Genomic DNA, 20106 nt, shown 5'->3' with positions numbered 1-20106 from the left:
GCTCGATGCACTGGACCTAGATGAATGAGGACTATGGCGCGGAAACTACCGCTGGATGAACTGTCGACCGTTATCGCGCGAATCCAGGGCCTGCTGCTGACGGAAGAGAAAGTGGACCGCGCCGTGCGGTTGCTTGCCCGTGCCATCAAGGAATCCGTGTCCGGAGCCACCGGCGCTGGAGTTTCCATTGTGGATTCGAGAGGCAGGCTGACCAGCAGCGCCTCCACAGACGAAGTGGTCACCCGCGCGGATGCCCTCCAATATGAGTTGGGCCAGGGACCGTGCCTGACGGCCTGGGCCATGGAAGAAACAGTGATCGTCCAGGATGTCGCAACAGATCCGCGCTGGCGCCAATGGTCTGACGCTGTGAAGGGCATGCCTATCCTTTCGGTGATCAGCACCCCTTTGATCGCCGAGCAAGAATGCATCGGCGCCCTGAAGATCTACTCGGACCGTGCGGGCGCTTTCGGCGAGGACGCGGCCGGGGTGCTGGAACTATTTGCCGCCCCGGCTGCAACGTTGCTTGCGAATATCCAGGCCAGCGAAGCACCTCACCGCATCAGTGAAGCCCTGGCCGAGTCCCTCCATAGTCGCGACCTCGTCAACCGGGCCTGCGGCATACTGATGCAGCGCCACTCTTTGACCGTTGACTTGGCCCTTGCCGAACTGATGCGCCGGGCCCGGCGGCAGAACAGCACACTGGGTCAGATCAGTGCCGATCTCGTCGCCGGGATTCCGGCGGCCCTGGACTAAGGCCGGCCCGTGGGCTTCGATCAGCACGAACCACAACAGCAGCGCATGCTGGCCGCTGCCATGAAGTCAGCACAAATCAACGTCGGCGAACTCTGGCTCAAGTACTTCAGCCTGGGCGGCGAAGTTGGCGAGTACGAGGTGGAAGCCTATCTCCAAGGCCTCCTCTCCCTGCCCGTCCTACAACGCGACCTCCTGGCGATGGCCGCCAACGAACTCATCGACACCTCCCCCCAAGGTCGAGCACCCTACTCCGACGAACTTGGCCCGGATGGCGAGCACCCAAGGAAAGAACCTGGATCCGGGCCGCAGGAACTGCCGGAGTCTGAGGAGTAGACGGTAACTTGCGTCGCCGGGGGTGGGGTGCACGACGGCGGGCGGCACTTGGGCGGTTGCGTTCACTTCCTGCGTGGTTCAGTTGCGGGGTACGACGGCGGGGTGCGTCGCACGTAGACGCGGGTAGTCCCAAACACGTAGACGCCGGCTCTTCCACACTGAATTTTGCGGTTTTCACACGGAGATTCGCCCAAAACGCACGGAGATTCACCAAATCCACACGGAGACGGGCATTCGCAGGTTTATCTTTCTCTCAGGATGGGACCGTCAGCAGCTCAACGGCTGATCGATTTTTCCTAACCAAGCGAAGTCGACCTAACCCTTGGGGGGATTATGAACTGGCACCAACTGGCGGCCCGTCGCTTGCCTTGGGGTGTGGGTGACGGCGTGATGAAACTTCTGACCCTCTTCCCAGCCGTATTGCTCTTGATCGTCGCTACCATCGCGTTCTTTAACAATCAGACCATCATGGGGATCCTCTCCGTGGCCGCATCGGGGGCGAATCTCGCGACGTGGCCTGTCTATAAGAAGCAAACAAAGCAGGTCGGTCGTGTTGAGCCCAACTGATACGGATAACCCAGTCGTCAGCGACGCCTGGGCTACGCCTTTTTTGGGCATCGTCTATTTCGTGTTGGTAGTCGTAGCGCTTGCATCGCTTATGGCATCAAAGTGGATTCCCCCTCTAAGTAAGGTGGCCGTTGCCGTCGTGATCTTTGCAGTGCCGTTTGCAGGCTCAATCGCATGGATTATTTACTCACAAGCGCGGCATCGGGGGCTCCGCAGGCCGTACGAAAGATCTTAGAGAGTCCGGTCCAAGTCGGACGCGGAAGTGTGGGAAAGACATGGTGATATCAGAGGCCCGGCTGGCAGGACGCTCCCAAGTCTTGATCTGGGGAATTGTAGGCGCGTCTGTCATCGTGTTGGTTGTGTCAGCTCTGGTCTCGGGCATCGTATTGCCCGGGCTTCTCATGGCCGCCGGCATCGTCGCCTTCACCTGGGCGATTGTTCGGATGACCGTCTCCATCGCCATAACTGAGGAGAAAATCGTGCTGCGCCTCGCGCCGTTCTATTCAACCGAAATGTCGATCTCAGACGTTGTGGCCGTAGCTGGGGTCCCGGAGACAACCCTCGCTGACGGATATGGCTTCCGGATCATGGGCAAAAACACCCGAGGCTTGCTGGTGGGAGGGCCTGCGGTCGCCTTGGAAACGAAGACGCGCCGATGGATCGTCTCAACCGCCCATCCCGAAGAGATCACGTCGGCAATTCGAGCTCGAATGACAACCAGGTGAAAACCGCACTGTCCAAAGAAACAGGAGCAATCAAATGATCCCCGCAGAACAAGCGCGTCATGTGATGCTTCATGGTCGGAGCGGCTTACTGACGCTCGCAATTGCGCTCTTGGGCGTCGCCATGATTTTCATCAGCCCCCTGCGCGAGCTGCTTGGACCGCTGTGGACCGGCTACCCGGCCATAGCGTTTGGGTACATCCTTCTTGGGGTCCCGGCGATTCACCGTTACCGGGTAGGAAAAGGCGGTCAGAGCCGCTCTCATTAGAGCTATCGACTGGCAAAGCGCCAAACCCTCCGTCGCTCTGAGCACCACCAACAGCCTGCTCTACCGGGCAAGGAGCATCACCGCAGGCCGGCCGAGCCAATCCTGCTGACAAGGATGGTTCGCCATGGGAGCTATTCGTAACGGACGACCTCCCCGGACGCCTGCCAAAAGTCGAGGCCGCCTCAGCAAGCGCATGGGGTGTGAGCGAGACATCCACCTCCGCGAGCGAAATCCGCGAACCCGCGCTCGTCGATGAAATGATCGAGTGGCTGCTACTCCTTAGGTCCCCGTCTTCTGAGCACAATGAGCCAAGTAATAGATCCCGCAACCACGAGGATGCTCCCCAGCCAGAGGGCCGCCTGCAGTGGTGGGGTGGCCTCTGTCAGATTGGCAGCGTCAATCTCAAATGTCCGCACTGTCCAGATCACTGTTACGACTGAAAAGACTACGAGACCAAGGGCACCTATGATGATGGGGGCTGTTCGTTTACTCATTTCGTCCTTCGTTTACGTGCTACCAATTGCACCGGTACCAGATGAAGTCGAGTGGGTTGGTCACAACTCGGCGCCAACCCTCCAGATCCCAAGTATTGTTGGGTGGCGGCTCGAAGAAGATCACGAACTTTCCTAGGGCATGGCAGAGCCATTGCTGATGGAGGGTAGCCTGGTTCACCCGGTTACGGGTCTTTGTCTTCAGCTCGTCCCAGCCTGCGCCGGCGGCGACAGTCTCGTTCACGAAGCCCATCATGGGGGTAACGTGAACCTTGATATTGTTTCCGTCCCAGCTAAACCTGTCAATCAAGTCGATTCCTAGCCATGGATCCGCCACGACGGGGTACGTGTACGACTGGGACGTGTGGTCTACAACCTGGGTGAGAGTGGGACCATTTAGCTCGTAATGAGTCGCCACGACCGTGCCTCTGGAGTCCTTTGCCCAGGCGGGGGCAATCACGCCCGAGAAAGCGCCCTTGGCATCGAAGATTTCGACGGCACCTCGATTATTCAAAATTGCGGTGCCGTCGGATGGAACCGTGAGATTGTAGTTGAAACGACTGGGTGAGGAGGAGTCGGAAAGGACGGTCACTGCGGCAACGCCCATTCCTTCCTTAGGCACCAGCACGGAACTCGTTCCGTTCTCATTATCAAAAACGACTGTCCCGTTGGACTGTTTCTTGCCCTCAACGGCCTTTTCACGGAAGGGAAGCCCCAACCTAATCACGGCCCCACTCGAACTCTGGACTGCCACAGGATCACTAGAATTCGTGGGAAGCTCATTCGAGGCGTTCCCGGCTAGGGCCCTGGCCTGCGAGGTGTTCAAATCTGCAGATCCTCGCACGTTGGCCGTCGGAATGAATCCCGGTGCCGAATTCTCGATGGCGCGGATTGCCGGACTTATCGGTGGCACGCTCTCGGCCGCCACGCTGGGAGAAATAGTTGACAAAGAAAGTATTGCAGCGGCTGAGACCGAAATAACTAAGGATACTGAACTAATTTTCACGTTTCCTCCAGATTTTGTTGTTCGGCGGGAATGTCCGGTTCGCGCCCCTTCAGGTGCGAGCTTGCTGTAGCAATCACGTCATTCCGGCAATTGGGAGGCGCAAGGGCCGCCCAGTTCGCCGTAAAAAGGCTATGTCTGGATTTGCCATCTAAGTGGTGAGACCACGAAAAATACGTGCAAAAATGGCCAATCTACGTGTAATAAAGGCTCCATCTACGTGTCACAAAAGGAGCGTCTACGTGTTCAAGACCGAAACACGTAGACGGCTGCTATCCCGCTGCAGCTAGCATCGTCACCGCTCGGATGGCACGTTTCTGGTTCTATCCACTTCAGGTCGGTCCGCTGTTCGCGACCTTCACCTTCGGCCCGAGCATCCTGAAAGCATTCGGGGACGAGTCTTGCAACGTGGTTTGTCTACAAGAAGCTGCAAATCCCCGGGCGGCGATCACCACCGCAGGCTGGTCGGGCCCGTCGTGCTGGCAAGGGTGGTCCGCCATGGGAGACCACTCGGCTGCGACGAGGCGAGCTGCGGGGCCGTCTGGGGTTCAGTCTCGGCATTGGGCGGGTTACACGGGCCGGATCCGGAGCATTTGGCGCGGGAACAAACTGGAATGACGCTTGCAGATAGGACGGGCGCCGGACAATTTCGGCCAAACCGAAGATAACGACCCCAAAGACCGGGTGGGGACGACTTTATGTTTACGTCGCTTCGGTAGGCGGCATGTGGGCAGCTCAATGGTTGCTTTACTGGGCGACCTCTGGTTGGACACCCAAGCCCACTCTAGCCAGCTTGGTGATGTTCAGCATCATCTTCCCGTTCTTCGCTCTTGCCATCAAACCAGGAGTTCCTTGGTTCCCAACAAGAAAGAAGTAGGGCCGGTTAGGACGGTCGGACAGTAAGTCCTGAACTTGGACGCGGGCGCTCGACCACTCGGTACTGGTTGACGAGCACGGTCAATCGCTTGACGATTCTGGTGAGCAGCAAGCGGCTGACGGGGACGTCACCTTGCGAGCAACTCACGTTTCGCCTGCAACCCATTCCTCTCCTGCGCCGGCGCCGCCATGACATCCACCTCCGCGAGCTCGGTCGCCAACGGAGGTCCGCTGGCTCAGCACGGTCCTGCGAAACGTAGCGTCGCGTCAGGACACGCGGGCCCTCAAGTTGGCCAATCCGTCAGCTCCGATCGCCTGCTCCCAATAGAATGCAAAGCGAGTACGTGCGTGATCAATGAATGCTGCACGGCAATGGGGACGATGCCAGCATCAAGTTAAGAAGCTGGTCCCCTCATTGCCCGCAGCAACGGAAGTGGGAACAGTGGCCAGCAACAACAACGCCAACCTAGTCTGGAGCATCGCGAATATTCTGCGAGGCACCTACAAACCGGCACAGTACGGCTCGGTGATCCTGCCGTTCACCATCCTCCGCCGCCTGGACTGCGTCCTAGACGCCACCAAGGACGCCGTCCTGCAGGAAGCGCAGGCCAAGAAAGACCTGAATATCCCGCTGGACACCTTCCTGCAGAAGGCCTCGGGCCACAGCTTCTTCAACACCTCCCAGTTCAACTTCGCCAAGCTCCTGGATGACCCCACCAACATCAAGGCGAACATCCTCGACTACGTCCAGGGGTTCTCGGAGAACACCCGCGACATCTTCGAGCGCTTCGAGTTCTACAAGACGTTCGAGAAGCTGGACAGCTCGGACCTGCTTTATCGCGTGACCAAGGACTTCGCCGCGATCGACCTCCACCCGGAGACCATCAGCAACATCGAGATGGGCCTCATGTTCGAGGAACTCATCCGCCGCTTCGCCGAAGCCTCTAACGAGACCGCCGGCGAGCACTTCACCCCGCGCGAAGTCATCCAGCTCATGGTCCAGCTGCTGCTGAACTACGACGACGACGTCCTCACCAAAGAGGGCATCGTCCGGTCCATCTACGACCCAACCGCCGGGACGGGCGGCATGCTCACTGTCGCCCAGGAACACCTCCATGCACTCAACCCCAGCGCATCCCTCGTCGCCTACGGGCAGGAAATCAACGACGAGTCATACGCCATCTGCAAATCGGACCTGCTGATCAAGGGCCAGGACATCTCCAAGATCTCGGTCGGCGACACCCTGGCCAACGATCAGAACATCGGCCAGCAGTTCGACTTCATGCTCTCCAACCCGCCCTTCGGCGTTGAATGGAAGAAGATCCAGCTGCAGATCCAGAAGGAACACGAACTCCACGGCTTCGACGGCCGCTTCGGCCCGGGCTTGCCCCGCGTGAGCGACGGCTCGCTGCTTTTCCTGCTGCACCTGGTCCGCAAGATGCGCCCGTCGCACGACGGCGGCTCCCGCATCGGCATCGTCCTGAACGGCTCACCGCTATTCACCGGCGGCGCCGGCTCGGGCGAGTCCGAGATCCGCAGGTACCTGATCGAGAACGACTTCGTGGAGGCCATCATCGCGCTCCCCACGGACATGTTCTACAACACCGGCATCGCCACCTACGTCTGGATCCTCTCCAACAACAAGAAGCAGAAACACCCGGAGGGTGTCGGCAAGGTCCAACTCATCAACGGCGTGGACTTCTTCCAGAAAATGCGCAAAAGCCTCGGCTCCAAACGCAAGGAACTCGGGCCCAAAGACATCACCAAGATCGTCCGGCTCTATGGCACTTTCGAGGACGACGGCGAGACCTCTAAGATCTTCAACAACCAGGACTTCGGCTACTCCACCATTACGGTGGAACGCCCATTGAAGCTCAACTTCGCCTGCACGCCCGAGCGGGTCGACGCCGTGCTGGCGCAAAAACCGGTCGAGAAACTGTCCGACGACGACCGGCAGCTTCTCGAGAAGACGCTCACCCGGCTCGGCGAAAGCGAAACGAAACTCTGGAAGAACCGTGAGACATTCCTCAAGGCCCTCAAGACGGGTCTCGCAGGTGCTGGTCTCAAACTCGGCGCGCCCGTCCTGAAAGCGGTCCTCGCCGGCCTCTCCGAACGCGACGAAACCGCCGACATCTGCCAGGGCCCCAAGGGCACTCCCGAGGCGGACACGGACCTGCGCGACACCGAAAATGTGCCGCTCGGTGAGGACATTCAAGACTACTTCGCACGCGAAGTCGTCCCCCACGTCCCCGACGCCTGGATCGACGAAGCCAAGACCAAGGTCGGCTACGAGATCCCCTTCACCCGCCACTTCTACAAATACGTCGCGCCCAGGTCCTTGGAGGAAATCGATAAGGACCTCAACAAGCTCATCGGCGAGATCACGATGCTGCTGTCCGAGGTTGAGAAGTGACGCACCCTCAATTGGCGGTCCGCCGTGCGGTGGCAGCGATCGAAAGCGGCACCAGCGTAAATGCGATTGATTTCCCATCAGCTGAAGACGAAGTAGGCGTGCTGAAGACCAGTTGTGTTTCCAACGGATTCTTCGATGCAACGGAAAACAAAGTCGTGGATCCAGACGAGATTGAACGCGCGTCCTGTCCCGTTCGTTCCGACCGGCTGATCGTCAGTCGCATGAACACGCCGGCTCTTGTGGGTGCTGCTGGCCACACTCAGCGTGATTATGACAATCTGTATCTTCCGGATCGTCTTTGGCAAGTGCGGACGTCCGAAGCCGCAGTCGCAAGATTTGTCTACTGGTGGATGCAAACTCGGGAATATCGCGACCAGGTTGCCGCCATATGTGTTGGCACCAGCAGTAGCATGCAGAACCTCAGCCAGAATGATTTTCGTTCTTTTCAAATGCCATACCCAAGCCACGCGATCCAGAGTGCGATCTCTGATTTCCTCGACCGCGAAACCGCCCAGATCGACGAACTGATCGGCAAGCAGGAGCGGCTCATCGAACTGCTCGCCGAGAAACGCCAGGCCATCATCACCCACGCCGTCACCAAGGGCCTCGACCCCACCGCACCCACCAAGCCCTCGGGCATCCCATGGCTCGGCCACATACCTGAAACATGGTGGACTACAGAGTTGAAGCGGGCTCTCACCTTCATTACCAGCGGCTCGCGAGGATGGGCAGAATTCTATGCGGACCATGGAACGCCATTTGTTCGAATTGGCAATCTTACGCGAGGACACCTCCACCTAGATATGTCCGAGACTCAACACGTCGACATCCCTCGTGATTCGGAGGGCACACGTGCTGTGGTTGAAGCGGGCGACGTTCTTTTCTCGATCACCGCGTATCTTGGGTCCGTTGGAGTGGCATCGGAAAAGGAGGCCGGCTCGTACGTTAGTCAGCACGTAGCTCTCACTCGACTCGATCAAAATCGACTCCAGTCACGATTCCTCGCGTACTTCGTCCTTTCAGAGTTCGGGCAGCGCCAACTGAACCAGGGTGCCTACGGGGGAACTAAGCTCCAACTAAGCCTCGAAGACATCAAAAGACTCTGGATTCCGGTGCCCGAGACATCCAAACAGATCGAGATAACCCGGTATCTCGATGAGTCGACGACTCGGATCGATGATCTGCTTGAATTAGCCCGGCGGTCGATTTCGCTCCTGCGCGAACGTCGCTCCGCCCTCATCTCGGCCGCAGTCACCGGTGTGATCGACGTTCAGACCAAAGGAACCAAATGATTAAGTCATTGAGGCTCACAATGTTCAAGGGCTTTAAATCATACTCTGTTTCTTTCTCTGGAAGTGCACTCCTTCTCGGGCCGAACAACGCTGGAAAAAGTACCCTAATTTCGGCAATAAGACTTTGCAATGAAGCCGCCCGGTTTGCCACGCGAAACAGACCCCAGGAATACTTTTCGAGTAACGGCAAAACGATAAATGGATATTTTCTCGGGAAAATTCGAACCGAATCATTTAATCTCGAAAATGTGCGACATGAATTTAGTGATGACACCGAATCTAAGTTAGAATTGCGCTACACTTCTGGCGCCATACTCAGAATCACCTGGCCCGCCGACGATCCTCCATTTTTCTGGCTCGAACATAAAGGCAGCCATGTACAAACTGCTGCGGCGGCAAAGGCACTCGTATCAGTAATTGGTATCGTCCCGACTCTGACGCCACTTGAACGCAATGAAAAGCGATTGACCGCGATTCACCTAAAGGGGCACTTGGAAACGCGACTTTCAAGCCGACACTTCCGAAATCATCTAAAGGTTTCACAATCCGGCGATTCGGATGAACATAATGATTTGATCTCATTCCTTCTGACGAATACTCCGGAAATTACAACATTGGCGTTAACGTCTCGACGCGTAGATGGGGAAGACTGGTTAGACGTCTTCTACATGGACGGAGGTAGCCGCACCGAGAAAGAGATCTTCTGGGCTGGAGACGGCATTCAAATCTGGCTACAGCTTCTATTTCATCTTTGGCGAAATCGGAATTGCGCATCCATCCTTTTGGACGAGCCTGACGTTTTTCTCCACCCTGATCTCCAGCGCCGCTTGGTCAGGGTCGTCGAGGCTGCCAAACAGCAGGTCATCATGTCGTCGCACGCTGCAGAAGTGGCGTCCGAAGCTCAACCATCATCCCTGGTTTGGATAGAACGAACTGCAGCGTCTGCCGTCCGCACCTCGAATCAGAATGGGCTAGGTGTGATTGCCGATGGTCTCGGCAGTTCTTTTAACCTTTCAATGGCTCGAGCTCTCAAGGCGAAGAATGCTCTCTTCGTGGAAGGGCAGGACATGAAGATTCTGCGTGTGGTGGCCGAACGCCTTGGTTGCGCTGGACTCGCAATGGAGCGCAATCTAGCCATCATTCCAATTGGGGGCTTCAGCCGATGGCCAAGCGTTGAGTCATTTGCTTGGCTTTCTTCTCGATATATGGGCGAAACCATAAATATTAGGCTGATCTTGGATAGAGACTATCGCCAGCAAATCGAGTGCCAGAAGATTGAAGAAGATCTCTTAGCCTCTGGCGTAAAAGCCCACGTGTGGAATAAGAAGGAATTGGAAAGCTATCTCATCTCCCCTCAAATAGTTTCCACATTTACAAAACTCAACGATTCAATCGTTCGATCAGAGCTGGAACTGATTGCTGAATCATTTTTCGACGACGTTTTCGGACAGTATTCTTCAAGCGTTGCAAAGACGTTACCTGCTCACTATGACGAGTCAACGAAGATAACGACGGCGCTGAGAGATTTCAAGGCTTTATGGGATAAGGGCTTGGATCGACGTCTTGGCATGATACCGCCAAAGGATTTCATTGCATCTTGGAACCGACGAACGCAGGAAACAAGGTTTCCAGTGCTGTCGGCCAGGAAGCTCGCATCGGCAGTGTCACCTGAGAATCTGGAATGGGAGATGGTTGAGTTGCTTAGAAACATTGAGGCGGAGTTGCGTTGATAACAGCCAACTGGCGGGCCCGGACTTGAGAAAATTCACCACTCGTCTGGAACGGCAACTAAAGTTGCCCATAGTAAATCCAGCATGACTGCTTTTCTCGCATACGTCCTGTTCATGTCTAAAGAACATCCGGATTGGTGACCATGGCACAGCACAATGAAGTGACATTCGAAGAGGAGATCTGTCAGGCCCTCGCGGCCGAGGGCTGGATTTACGAGCCTCACCGGCCGGCTCGCAGCCTCTACGACGCCACCCGGGCCATCGTCCCTGAAGATGTCATCGCATGGCTGGCGGATACCCAGCCTGAGCAGCTGGCGAAGGTCCTGAAACCCGCGGACTCCCCGGCCGAGCATGACGTCGCTAAGGGTCTCCTTCTGGACAGGTTGTGCAAGGTGTTGGACAAGCCCGCTGCCAAGGAAGCCGGCATGCTCTCGGTCCTCCGTACGGGGTTCAAGGACGTCGCTGCGAAATTTGAGATGTGCCAGTTCAGGCCGGCCATGGGTCTGAACCCCGAAACGCTGGAACGCTACGGCAAGGTCCGCCTTCGAGTGATCCGGCAGGTCCATTACTCCACGGTGGACACCATGAAGAGCATCGATCTGGTCCTGTTCGTCAACGGCCTGCCGGTCGCGACCATCGAGCTCAAGACGGACTTCACGCAAAACATCAATGATGCCGTCGAGCAGTACCGCAAAGACCGACAGCCCCGCAACGGCAAGAACAGGGACGAGCCGCTGTTGTCCTTCGGCCGCCGGGCCCTGGTGCACTTCGCGGTCAGCAACAACGAAATCCAGATGACCACCGAGCTCAAGGGCAAGGACACCTACTTCCTGCCCTTCAACCTCGGCGACGACGGCCACGCCGGCAACCCGGTCAACGCCAAAGGATCGGCCACCAGCTACCTCTGGGAACAGGTCCTGCAGCGCGCCTCCTGGCTGAACATCATCGGCAAATTCCTGCACCTACAGATAAGCGACAAAACCAACCCCGTCACCGGAGAACGGGTAGTCCGCAAATCCCTCCTATTCCCGCGCTACCACCAGTGGGACGTGGTCAACCAGCTCATCGAGACCGCCCGCAATGAAGGCCCCGGCCACCGCTACCTGGTCCAGCACTCCGCGGGCTCCGGCAAAACCAACTCCATCGCCTGGACCGCTCACCAACTCAGCTCCCTGCATGGCGCCGGCAACCAGAAGATCTTCGACTCCGTCATCGTCGTGACCGACCGGACCGTCCTGGATGCCCAGCTGCAGGACGTGATCTACCAGATCGAACACAAGTCCGGTGTCGTGGTCCCCATCCGCGGCAACGCCGGCTCCAAGTCCGCCGAACTCACGGCCGCGCTAGTGGCCCGAACACCGATCATCATCGTCACCATCCAGACCTTCCCGTTCGCGCTGAAAGCAATCGCCGAATCCCAGTCGCTAAAGGGCCGGAACTTCGCCATCATCGCGGACGAGGCCCACTCCTCCCAGACCGGGTCCACGGCGAACAAGCTGAAGAAAGTCCTCTCTGCGGAGGAACTTGCGGACGTCAACGACGGCGGCGATTTCGACGTCGAATCCTATCTGGCGGCCGAGATGGCCGAGCGTGCCGATGCCAAGAACATCAGCTACTTCGCCTTCACTGCCACGCCCAAGGCCAAAACCCTGGAGCTGTTCGGCCGCAAGGGCCCGGACGGGCTGCCGCAGCCGTTCCACCTGTACTCCATGCAGCAGGCCATCGAGGAGCGCTTCATCCTGGACGTGCTGCAGAATTACACCAGCTACAAGGTGGCCTACCGGCTAGCCCACGAGGGCCGGGACTACGACTCGGACGACACTCAAGTGGAGAAATCAGAGGCACTGAAGTCGCTGATGAACTGGGTAAAGCTGCACCCGTACAACATCAGCCAGAAGGTCCAGGTGATCGTCGAGCACTTCCGCGCCAACGTGGCCTGGCGCCTCGACGGCAAGGCCAAGGCGATGGTGGTCACCGGTTCCCGCAAGGAAGCCGTCCGGTACAAGCTCGCCATCGACAAATACATCCACGACGCCGGCTACTCCGGCCTGGGCGCCATGGTCGCCTTCTCCGGGGAAGTGAACGACGACGAATCGGGCCTCGAGGCATTCACCGAGATCAACATGAACCCAGGGCTCAAGGGGCGCACGCTCTCAGAGGCGTTCTCCACCGACGAATACAAGATCATGCTTGTGGCCAACAAGTTCCAGACTGGATTCGATCAACCGCTGCTTGTCGCCATGTACGTGGACAAGAAGCTCTCGGGAGTGTCGGCCGTCCAGACCTTGTCCCGGCTGAACCGCACCGCCGTGGGCAAGGACCAGACCTTCGTGCTGGACTTCGTCAACAATCCGGACGAGATCCTCGCTTCCTTCCAGCCCTACTTCCGCGAGGCCGCGTTGGAGGGCGTCTCGGATCCGAATGTCGTGCACGACCTTCAGGCCAAGCTCGACGCCGCCCAGATCTACCTCGAGTCCGAGGTGGACGGGCTGGTGAAGTCCTACGTTCTGGAGGCAGGTAACAACGCGCTCTCCGGCTGGGTGGCTCCGGCAAAATCGCGCTTCAACACTCGGTACAACGCCGCCGTGGCTGAGTGTGACAAGGCGGCCCAAGAGGAGCTGGACCTGTTCCGGAAGGACCTCGGCTCCTTCGTCCGCGCCTACGACTTCCTCTCCCAGATCGTAGACTTCGCCGACACGGACCTGGAGAAGCGCTCCATCTACTACAAGCACCTCCTTCCCGTTCTCCGCGTGAACGATGCGAAGGTGGCGCTGGACCTATCCGGGGTCGTGCTTGCGAAGTACGCGCTCAAGGACAAGGGGCAGGCCCAGCTTCAGCTCTCTGGCGAGGATGCGTTTCTGAAACCACCGACCGAGGTGGGCACCGGGCAGGCTAAGGATCCTGTTCTGGCGACGTGGGAAGAGATCATCCGGCAGGCCAATTTGCCGTTCGAGGGGGAGGAACTGGATGCGGTTGCACACTTCGTCGAAGGCGTGCGGCGCGAGCTGGTGAAGAATGAGACGTTGCAGAAACAGGCACAGAACAACTCGCGAAGCCACTTCGGCGGCAGTCCCCATCTAGAGAAGGCCGTCACCGATGCCGTGTCGAACTCGATGGACAGCCACTACAACCTGAGCCTGCAGGCCTTGGGTGACAAGACGAAGATGAGGGCACTGCTGAAGATGCTGAGTGAGCTGGTTTACGAGGAGCTCCAGGGATGAATGACCACCTCCAACAAGCCTTAATCGAACCCTGGACAGACGCGCCGCTGAGGAATCCGAAGGATGACCTCCTTGGGAGACAGCCGTTCCTCAGCATGGTTGCGGACCTACTAAAGAATCTGACCAACAGCAACGACAGCAGCGTTGTGGCACTTACCGGTCCCTGGGGTTCAGGAAAGTCCACCCTGCTAAACTTCCTGCGACCTGCTCTTAGACCCCAGGTTAAGGTGGTTACGTTCAGTCCTTGGTCGGCTGAAGGCTCGACAGAGATACAGCGTGAATTCTTCGCATCGTTCCTTGAGGCATTCCCGAAAGGCAGTCATCGAAAAGTACGAAAAAACGTCAAAACGATCATGAGACGTTCCTCGCCATTGCTGAAGTCGGTTCCGTGGGGCCTTGGCAATGGAGTTGCTGAGCTGGTCAAGGAGACACTACCCGAAGAATCCTGGGACAGTGCCTTTCAACGTCTCTCCGATGCTATAAACGAAGCCGGGTCTAGGGTTCTGGTGATAATCGACGACATTGACCGATTGCAACCTGACGAAATCATGACGTTGATGAAAATGGTCCGGTTGACTGGAAGATTTCCACGGACCAATTACCTTCTTTCCTATGATCACAACTCACTTGTTGAGATACTAGCCGCCGGTCTTCGGGGTAAGACCGAGACGGCCAACGCCTTCTTGGAGAAGATTGTTCAGTATCCGCTTTCACTTCCGCCGGCGCAACAGACTCACCTTCAAAGAATCGTTTTCGATGAAGTCCGATCAATATTAACTGACACCACCAGCCCGTTTACACTTTCCCCATTCCAGCGGTTTCAGGCGTTCTATACGGACCATATGTGGGACCACTTGACAACCCCCAGGGCATGTCGGAGGTACTGCGCCCAGGCCAAGACGTATCTTGCCCTCGCGGAGAATGAAGTGGATCCCGCGGATTTCTTAGCTATCACATTCCTGCGGCTTCATCATCCGAGGATTTATGCGCAGATCCCGAAGTGGAGGGGTCGTCTGATCGGAATGAAAAAAGTTGTTGCTCCTGTTCAAGATCGCCCCAAGGCCCAGGCGGAATGGGATGAACTCATCAGCGAATCCGGATATACAAGCAAGACCGAAATACTCGCACTAGGTCGAGCAATTTCTGACCTATTCCCAAGAATGGCAGGTGAACTCGGCCGCTCGGCGGACTCTTCGGGAAAATTTCGGGCTTGCGACCCCGCATACTTTGACCGGTATTTTACGTTCTCGCTACCTTTTGGCGACATTTCTGACCAATTGATACTTACGCAGATAGACAGCTTGTCTAAAGGAGTAACCCCAGCCGGGCAGCCATTGATTGATACCTTCGACCATCCCAATATCGATATTCGAATGCTTGCAGTTCAGAAGGGGAACCTACATTCCGACTGGAGCAGTGCAGTGCCGAACATGAACCTGGTTAAGTTTGTCGCGAGATCGTTGGCCAGAGATCCGGTTCAATTTGACCTTCCGATCTCCCCAGGGATGCAGAAAGTCGGATGGCTCGCCAGGCTGCTCGACGCCAATCTCGAAAATCATGGTGAGCACGTCTCGTTTATTGTCGATTCCTTTGGGGGCTCTTCGTGGTTGGTGGGGAAATGAGTTCGTGTCGTTGAAGACAAGGGGGCCCGTGGCCCTGCTGGGATGAGTGTGTCTAAGCATTCAACCTGGAACAGGACCACGAGCCTTGAACGAGCCTACCGGGGTCGCAGCTGAGGCTGCCACCAACATCTTCAACCTGCCCGATTACCGTGTCATTTCCACCGGAGTGAGCCCCGATGGCGGCCGGAGGGTCATTGTCGAAACCGACCAGCCGCCGGGCTGCCCCACGTGCGGGGTGGTTGCGTCGCGGCGGAAGGAACGACGCTTCCAGCGGATCCGGGACATTCCTGTCGCCGGCCCGGTGGAGGTCCTCTGGTCCAAGTACCGCTGGTATTGCGGCTCTTCACGGTTCGTGGGGAAATGGATCCCTGGGATGAGCGTCATGCCGCCGTCCGAACGGCACTTCTCAAGAGAATAACCGACTTGTAATTGGCCGGGTTGCGGTAACCGCGGGCGGTGCGTTTGATGTTCTTTATGGCGGTGTTGTTGGCTTCAACCTTGCCCGTCGTGGCACCGGTAATGATCAGCACCTCGATCTCTTTCCACCACCGGCAGACGGTGCGGTAGAGCCTGTTCGTCTCCGGTCGTCCGGCTGCCTTGACCAGTTCCTCAAGTTCGTTCTTCGCCGTCGCGGCGTCCTCCAGGGAGCCGGTGCGCAGCAAGACCCGCAGCTGTTCCTTGACCTTCCAGACCGCCTGGAGCGTGCCGGTCGGATCGTCGGCAGCGAACACTTCTGCTAGCCGGTGGGCGGCCTTCTCCGTGAGGGTATTGCCAGCGCGCAGGAGAAGCATCCGGTGCGCCCAGGCCTTGTCGACGGCCCTTCCGCGGCGGCCCTTGACCTGTTGGGACAGGTTCTGCCGTGTCTCGGTCACGGCCTGGTTGGCCAGGGAGATCAGGTGGAAGTGATCGACCGCGACAGCGGTCCGGGGAAGCCACATCCGCAGCGCCTTTCGGAACGCGGCCGAGGGGTCGATCGCCACGACCTGCACGGCCAGACGCCATGCCAGAGGCCGGGCGAAGAGCCACTCCCCGACGCCCCTGTGGTCCCGGCCGTCCAGGACGCCCAGCACCTGGCCGCTGTCCAGATCCACGATCGTGGTCATCCACGGCTCGAACCGTGTCCAGGCCTTGGATTCGGGGTCCTGGAAGTAGCGCACGGACCGGAACCGGTGCTCATCGATACCCAGCATTCTTGGACTCAGCTGATCCACATCCGGAAGGGTGAGAAAGCAGGCTTCATTGAGCGCGACACGGACCATCCACCAAGACACCGCGAACGCGGCAGCAGTCTCCGAGACGGCCCGGCCCGAACGGATGACCGCACCCACGAGCTGGTCCCGGAGCCGGCCGGTAGAGCGGGCACGCCGCGGGACCTGGGCGGTGGACTCAAAGAACGAGAGCCTCTCGCACGCCGGTTCTTCGCAATACCAGCGGTACTTGGACCAGAGGACCTCCACCGGGCCGGCGACAGGAATGTCCCGGATCCGCTGGAAGCGTCGTTCCTTCCGCCGCGACGCAACCACCCCGCACGTGGGGCAGCCCGGCGGCTGGTCGGTTTCGACAATGACCCTCCGGCCGCCATCGGGGCTCACTCCGGTGGAAATGACACGGTAATCGGGCAGGTTGAAGATGTTGGTGGCAGCCTCAGCTGCGACCCCGGTAGGCTCGTTCAAGGCTCGTGGTCCTGTTCCAGGTTGAATGCTTAGACACACTCATCCCAGCAGGGCCACGGGCCCCCTTGTCTTCAACGACACGAACTCATTTCCCCACCAACCACGAAGAGCCGGTATTGCGAAGAACCGGCGTGCGAGAGGCTCTCGTTCTTTGAGTCCACCGCCCAGGTCCCGCGGCGTGCCCGCTCTACCGGCCGGCTCCGGGACCAGCTCGTGGGTGCGGTCATCCGTTCGGGCCGGGCCGTCTCGGAGACTGCTGCCGCGTTCGCGGTGTCTTGGTGGATGGTCCGTGTCGCGCTCAATGAAGCCTGCTTTCTCACCCTTCCGGATGTGGATCAGCTGAGTCCAAGAATGCTGGGTATCGATGAGCACCGGTTCCGGTCCGTGCGCTACTTCCAGGACCCCGAATCCAAGGCCTGGACACGGTTCGAGCCGTGGATGACCACGATCGTGGATCTGGACAGCGGCCAGGTGCTGGGCGTCCTGGACGGCCGGGACCACAGGGGCGTCGGGGAGTGGCTCTTCGCCCGGCCTCTGGCATGGCGTCTGGCCGTGCAGGTCGTGGCGATCGACCCCTCGGCCGCGTTCCGAAAGGCGCTGCGGATGTGGCTTCCCCGGACCGCTGTCGCGGTCGATCACTTCCACCTGATCTCCCTGGCCAACCAGGCCGTGACCGAGACACGGCAGAACCTGTCCCAACAGGTCAAGGGCCGCCGCGGAAGGGCCGTCGACAAGGCCTGGGCGCACCGGATGCTTCTCCTGCGCGCTGGCAATACCCTCACGGAGAAGGCCGCCCACCGGCTAGCAGAAGTGTTCGCTGCCGACGATCCGACCGGCACGCTCCAGGCGGTCTGGAAGGTCAAGGAACAGCTGCGGGTCTTGCTGCGCACCGGCTCCCTGGAGGACGCCGCGACGGCGAAGAACGAACTTGAGGAACTGGTCAAGGCAGCCGGACGACCGGAGACGAACAGGCTCTACCGCACCGTCTGCCGGTGGTGGAAAGAGATCGAGGTGCTGATCATTACCGGTGCCACGACGGGCAAGGTTGAAGCCAACAACACCGCCATAAAGAACATCAAACGCACCGCCCGCGGTTACCGCAACCCGGCCAATTACAAGTCGGTTATTCTCTTGAGAAGTGCCGTTCGGACGGCGGCATGACGCTCATCCCAGGGATCCATTTCCCCACGAACCGTGAAGAGCCCCTTTGGGTCGCCCGCATCGCTCGGCACGGCACTCAGAAGGGCCACAAACACCTACTACCCATTTGGGAAGAACATGGCCGCTGACGAGCCGGCCGAGTCCACTGAGGCAAACGGCCCACAAGCACCTGAATTCCTGGTTGACCTGGCGGATGCATGGCAACTGCGAGCCGCAGATTGGATGGTCGAGATTCTCCTCAGCGAATCCTATGCAACGTCCGACCGTGAGTTCCTTGAGGTCTGGTCATGTTTGGACTTCTTTGATGGATTGGAACACGTCCGACTCAGACTACAAGAAACAATCGAATCGCAGCATTTTGACCTTATTACAGTCGCCGGGCACTTCGCTTACAGAGGCGATTCGCAACGTGGCCGTTTCTACCTCGGATCGAATGGAAACAATTTTGACAGTTTAGACATTCAAAAACTCAAGGAATTAATCCCACTGGAAGTACTTCGTACTGCGCCCCTTCCAACCGAAGTTAGTGATGCGCAGATTCCGCACTCCGGAACAGCGCAGCTTCGCCGATATCGCGCCATTGAAGGACTTCGGATGTTCAGGGGAGAAGTCGGGCAAAACGAGGATGAAGACAAACCCGTCGACTCTCCATAAGCTATTTCATCCGCGATCTCGAAGAGGGTTATTGACGTCGACTAGCACACTGCCACCGATCGTGAACCTTCAGGCTTGCGGCATATAGGCAGCCAAAAGCTCTAACTATTTTAGCGACGTCCGCGCCAATGCCCATCTGCAGTCTTTGTGCTGAAATTGGGCATTTGTTATAGTGTCTGATGCGAAGGCGCTTGTCACCCATTTCTTACGATGACTCTGCCAGGGTCTTAAAGTGAATTCGCTCTTCGGGGACGGACCTCAAGCGCTCCTGAAAGCTTGGTAGGCGTGTTCAAGTAGATCCTGGCTGGGGTACTCGCGACGGTTTTGCGGCAGTTCCATGAGACGTTGACCGTGCCGGGCTTGGATCCCATAGGTCAACATTGGGCCATCGACTTCCGCCAAAATATCGTCCCTAACTTCCACTACAAAATCCGGACGAATGCCCAGTATGTGCGCATCAAAAGCGGCATGGTGAATCTTGCACAGCGCCATACCGTTTACAACGGAAGCAATGCCCAGTTCTGAGGAGTCTGGAACGATGTGCGCTGCGTCGAGCAGTTCTCGGTGAGCCAACGCGCACACCGCGCACCTAGTCTTGTAGGCCCGAAGTACGGTCGAGCGAAATACAGGTTGATGCAATCGCCTTTTGGTTTCCACGGTGAGATAGCGACGGAGGTGTTCTTCTATCGGGCTTTCTTTACTGACGAGGCCCTTGCCAACGTTTGGATCAATGACAAATCGCTTGCGTTCAGGTTCTTCCCAAAGAAGATAGACAGGGAAGACAGGTTGAAAAACGGCGGGCCCCATCCCAACACCGAAGAACCAGATAAGAGGCAACTGCTGCTCCATGGCAGCTCGAAGCGCGCGATTATCCGGGTGCTCCCGGTTATCTCCACGCCATGCATAGCGAAGGAGCCCGTCCTCCCCCATTTCATCGTTGTATGGGCGTTCCCTACCGGGAGCCCTGTAAACGGTTTGGATCGAAAGTGCCGCCCCAAGATCCTTCGGCTTCCAAATCCCCGTCTGCGTGGCCTGCAGTCTTCTTGGCTCCCCGTCCAAAGTGAAGTCCTTGATGTCCTCTCGGGTGAGCCAATCCTCGCCATCATTAGTACGTACCGTCAGCCATGCCATCGCCTCACGCCGCAACTTCGCGTCGAAATTCACTGTGTCGGTTTCCCCAATTGCGGCCATCTGCCCAGGATAGCTTGGGAGTCGTCACTCCTGCCGCCGCCGAGCCTGCGCGATCACAAGCAAAGCTTCCGCGGCCCACGCACCCGTTGTCCCTCCTCCCCTATCCTGTTGGACACCGTGGATCGGGGCCTTCACC

At 58.1% G+C, this 20106-nt stretch carries 17 protein-coding genes; 14 read left to right on the top strand and 3 right to left on the bottom strand.

Annotated elements, in window-relative coordinates:
* Window positions 1-33: 33 nt before the first annotated feature.
* From ACSKT0_RS04865 to ACSKT0_RS04845, 5 genes are all read left to right on the top strand, one after another.
* Window positions 34-753 (top strand): GAF domain-containing protein, encoded by a 720-nt coding sequence (locus ACSKT0_RS04865; protein WP_437772755.1) that lies wholly within the window; start codon window positions 34-36, stop codon window positions 751-753.
* Window positions 754-762: 9 nt separating this feature from the next.
* Window positions 763-1086: a hypothetical protein gene (locus tag ACSKT0_RS04860; RefSeq protein ID WP_437772754.1), complete on the top strand. Its 324-nt coding sequence runs from the start codon at window positions 763-765 to the stop codon at window positions 1084-1086.
* A gap of 333 nt (window positions 1087-1419) precedes the next feature.
* Complete coding sequence (locus ACSKT0_RS04855; RefSeq protein ID WP_437772753.1) at window positions 1420-1653, top strand: hypothetical protein; 234 nt, start codon at window positions 1420-1422, stop codon at window positions 1651-1653.
* A gap of 275 nt (window positions 1654-1928) precedes the next feature.
* Window positions 1929-2378: a hypothetical protein gene (locus tag ACSKT0_RS04850; RefSeq protein WP_437772752.1), complete on the top strand. Its 450-nt coding sequence runs from the start codon at window positions 1929-1931 to the stop codon at window positions 2376-2378.
* A gap of 34 nt (window positions 2379-2412) precedes the next feature.
* Entirely contained in the window at window positions 2413-2643 is a 231-nt protein-coding gene (locus tag ACSKT0_RS04845) for a hypothetical protein (RefSeq protein ID WP_437772751.1), read from the top strand.
* A 513-nt stretch (window positions 2644-3156) separates the two neighbouring features.
* On the opposite strand, the gene ACSKT0_RS04840 is transcribed toward ACSKT0_RS04845, so the two are convergent.
* Window positions 3157-3960 (bottom strand): DUF2599 domain-containing protein, encoded by an 804-nt coding sequence (locus ACSKT0_RS04840; protein ID WP_437772750.1) that lies wholly within the window; start codon window positions 3958-3960, stop codon window positions 3157-3159.
* A gap of 31 nt (window positions 3961-3991) precedes the next feature.
* Here ACSKT0_RS04840 and ACSKT0_RS04835 point away from each other — a divergent pair, with 31 nt between their 5' ends.
* The 7 genes from ACSKT0_RS04835 (at window position 3992) to ACSKT0_RS04805 (ending at window position 15709) form a co-directional block, all read left to right on the top strand.
* Complete coding sequence (locus tag ACSKT0_RS04835) at window positions 3992-4210, top strand: hypothetical protein (protein WP_437772749.1); 219 nt, start codon at window positions 3992-3994, stop codon at window positions 4208-4210.
* 1218 nt (window positions 4211-5428) lie between these two features.
* Window positions 5429-7426, top strand: coding sequence for a type I restriction-modification system subunit M (locus ACSKT0_RS04830; protein ID WP_437772748.1), 1998 nt, complete (start codon window positions 5429-5431; stop codon window positions 7424-7426).
* Window positions 7423-8718, top strand: coding sequence for a restriction endonuclease subunit S (locus ACSKT0_RS04825; protein ID WP_437772747.1), 1296 nt, complete (start codon window positions 7423-7425; stop codon window positions 8716-8718). Before ACSKT0_RS04830 ends, ACSKT0_RS04825 begins: the two co-directional genes overlap by 4 nt.
* On the top strand, window positions 8715-10448 hold the full coding sequence (locus tag ACSKT0_RS04820; protein WP_437772746.1) for an ATP-dependent nuclease: 1734 nt from the start codon (window positions 8715-8717) through the stop codon (window positions 10446-10448). The genes ACSKT0_RS04825 and ACSKT0_RS04820 overlap by 4 nt, the downstream gene beginning before the upstream one ends.
* A gap of 143 nt (window positions 10449-10591) precedes the next feature.
* On the top strand, window positions 10592-13669 hold the full coding sequence (locus ACSKT0_RS04815) for a type I restriction endonuclease subunit R (protein WP_437772745.1): 3078 nt from the start codon (window positions 10592-10594) through the stop codon (window positions 13667-13669).
* Entirely contained in the window at window positions 13666-15291 is a 1626-nt protein-coding gene (locus ACSKT0_RS04810; RefSeq protein ID WP_437772744.1) for a KAP family P-loop NTPase fold protein, read from the top strand. The genes ACSKT0_RS04815 and ACSKT0_RS04810 overlap by 4 nt, the downstream gene beginning before the upstream one ends.
* Before the next feature lie 85 nt (window positions 15292-15376).
* Window positions 15377-15709, top strand: a complete 333-nt coding sequence (locus ACSKT0_RS04805) for a transposase family protein (RefSeq protein WP_437772743.1) — start codon at window positions 15377-15379, stop codon at window positions 15707-15709.
* On the opposite strand, the gene ACSKT0_RS04800 is transcribed toward ACSKT0_RS04805, so the two are convergent.
* Window positions 15672-16964 carry an ISL3 family transposase gene (locus ACSKT0_RS04800; protein WP_437770063.1) on the bottom strand — a complete coding sequence of 431 codons (1293 nt, stop codon included), beginning with the start codon at window positions 16962-16964 and terminating at the stop codon, window positions 15672-15674. The two genes, ACSKT0_RS04805 and ACSKT0_RS04800, sit on opposite strands and share 38 nt — an antisense overlap.
* 87 nt (window positions 16965-17051) lie before the next feature.
* Here ACSKT0_RS04800 and ACSKT0_RS04795 point away from each other — a divergent pair, with 87 nt between their 5' ends.
* Window positions 17052-18125 carry an ISL3 family transposase gene (locus ACSKT0_RS04795; protein ID WP_437773968.1) on the top strand — a complete coding sequence of 358 codons (1074 nt, stop codon included), beginning with the start codon at window positions 17052-17054 and terminating at the stop codon, window positions 18123-18125.
* Between the two features lie 117 nt (window positions 18126-18242).
* Window positions 18243-18779 carry a hypothetical protein gene (locus ACSKT0_RS04790; protein WP_437772742.1) on the top strand — a complete coding sequence of 179 codons (537 nt, stop codon included), beginning with the start codon at window positions 18243-18245 and terminating at the stop codon, window positions 18777-18779.
* Between the two features lie 258 nt (window positions 18780-19037).
* Here the strand turns inward: ACSKT0_RS04790 and ACSKT0_RS04785 are convergent, their stop codons facing one another.
* Window positions 19038-19970, bottom strand: a complete 933-nt coding sequence (locus ACSKT0_RS04785; protein ID WP_437772741.1) for an HNH endonuclease — start codon at window positions 19968-19970, stop codon at window positions 19038-19040.
* Window positions 19971-20106: the final 136 nt, after the last annotated feature.

The organism is Arthrobacter sp. KNU40, assembly GCF_051515115.1.
Taxonomy (GTDB): domain Bacteria; phylum Actinomycetota; class Actinomycetes; order Actinomycetales; family Micrococcaceae; genus Arthrobacter.
Note: the sequence above shows the minus strand (reverse complement) of the source record. Positions and strands in the feature narration are given on the sequence as shown.